This is a genomic window from Cyanobacteriota bacterium (assembly GCA_025054735.1).
In the GTDB taxonomy this organism is placed as follows: domain Bacteria; phylum Cyanobacteriota; class Cyanobacteriia; order SKYG9; family SKYG9; genus SKYG9.
Map to the genome: position 1 here is coordinate 1 of JANWZG010000580.1, position 1,818 is coordinate 1,818.

Annotated in this window: 4 protein-coding genes; all 4 read left to right on the top strand. The window is 55.2% G+C overall.

The window, feature by feature from the left end:
* Window positions 1-870: molybdopterin oxidoreductase family protein (locus tag NZ772_18350; protein ID MCS6815518.1), on the top strand; the 870-nt coding region annotated here is incomplete at its 5' end.
* A 186-nt stretch (window positions 871-1,056) separates the two neighbouring features.
* Window positions 1,057-1,278 (top strand): tetratricopeptide repeat protein, encoded by a 222-nt coding sequence (locus NZ772_18355; GenBank protein ID MCS6815519.1) that lies wholly within the window; start codon window positions 1,057-1,059, stop codon window positions 1,276-1,278.
* Between the two features lie 80 nt (window positions 1,279-1,358).
* Window positions 1,359-1,508, top strand: a complete 150-nt coding sequence (locus NZ772_18360) for a hypothetical protein (protein MCS6815520.1) — start codon at window positions 1,359-1,361, stop codon at window positions 1,506-1,508.
* 36 nt (window positions 1,509-1,544) lie between these two features.
* The gene (locus tag NZ772_18365) at window positions 1,545-1,790 is read left to right on the top strand and encodes a hypothetical protein (protein ID MCS6815521.1); all 246 of its coding nucleotides are present in this window, start codon (window positions 1,545-1,547) and stop codon (window positions 1,788-1,790) included.
* Window positions 1,791-1,818: the final 28 nt, after the last annotated feature.

The window sequence follows — 1,818 nt, forward strand, 5'->3', positions numbered from 1 at the left end:
ACCACAGAATTTGCCCACCTGTTGCTACCCGCTACCCAATGGAGTGAAAAAACGGGCACCATGACCAACTCCGAGCGCCGGGTCACCCTTTGTCCTGCCTTTCAGCCCCCTAAAGGGGAAGCAAAAGAAGACTGGGCAATCTTTGCTGAAGTCGGTCGCCGTCTGGGATTCTCAGCCCAGTTTCCCTTTACCACGGCTGCTGAGGTTCATGCTGAGTTTGTCCAGCTCACTGCTGGTCGTCCCTGTGACATGTCTGGTATTAGCTACGATCGCCTCCGCCAGTGTGGCCCGCTACAGTGGCCTCTGCCAGCGCAGGTGATTGGTGATAGGTGTGGGGTGTCAGAAGCAGTCGTTGCTCCCCATTTTCCATCTGACACCTGTAAACGCCTCTACACCGACCTGAACTTTCCTACCCCCGATGGGCGGGCACGGTTCGTAGGCTACCATGCTAAGGGTTTGGCAGAGCCACCCGACCAAGACTACCCCTACATCCTCACCAATGGCAGGTTGTACGGTCACTGGCACACCCAAACCCGCACTGGACGAGTGGAAAAAACCCGCCAGATGCACAGCCATCCCTTTATTGAAATCCATCCCCGTGATGCTGAAGCTCTGGGGATTACGACAGGGATGCTTGTGGAGGTGCGATCGCGGCGGGGCCGGGGACAGTTTCCAGCCCTGATTACCACTGCCATCACCCCTGGAACTGTCTTTGTACCCATGCACTGGGGGTCTCTCTGGGCAGACGGAGCCGAAGCCAATGCCCTTACCCATCCAGCAGCTTGCCCCGACTCTGGCCAACCCGAACTCAAAGCCTGCGCTGTCCAATTGCGTGCTATGGAGCCTCCTGGTAAGGGTGAGGCGGGCTAGGGAGTTGCCCATCATCTGAGGTTAGCCACCATCCCAGCAAAACCTCGACATCCCCTCACCCGTCGGTTAGATTAGGAACCAGTAGACCCTACCCACCCGATGTCCAACCCAGACCCAACTACAGAGCAATAGCATGTCTCTGGCGGCAAGGCAGAGCAAAATCAGTTCACGGACAACAAGGCACCGATTAGCAAAGACAACCAGCCCTGTTACGGGCGTGCTCTGGCTATCTGGGAGCAGTGGTTGGAGGCTGACCATCCCCACACCGTTACTGGACGAGAGAATTTAGCCCTGCTCTACGATGCAATGGCAGCTTTGTCTAAGTTGCAAGGACGTTATGACAAGGCTATTGAGTACTTGGAAAAAGCCCATCGCCTTGCGTCTCAAGTTGTGCCGCCGCTAGCTTAGGATAGCAACATTAGCCTGGAGGAGTAACTGTTATTCCAACCTCACAGCAAACGTCGCTCTGTTTTCTGCTCTGCCAATCGTTGACTAGCTTCTACCTATCGGTTGACTTAGGGCGATTTGACCAATGCAACCAGCGCATTGTCATCCTAGCCGGAGACGATATTCAGATTGTCATCTTTCCCACCGGGTATTTCCCACCGGGTATTGGAGATTTGAGCTATGAATCCTGACTTTGCTGCCATGATCCGCCAAGAACACGCACCTATGTGCTCAATCACCGCCACGATGAAGCAGCATTTCGTGCGTATGTGGATCGATCGGACGCTGAAGCACGATGGGTGGAAATGCTCTCTGTGCAATCGATCCTAGACTTACAGCAGTGTCTTGAATTTTTGCAACGGCTGACGCGCCATGCCCTCACTGCCAGCGACGATCGTGCTGCATGGGGGAATGCAGACCTCAAAACAGCAACTAGCCTCAGTGATTTGGCGCGGCTGTACGAAGTCGGGTAGGGGCGCACGGCTGTGCGCCCCTACAATC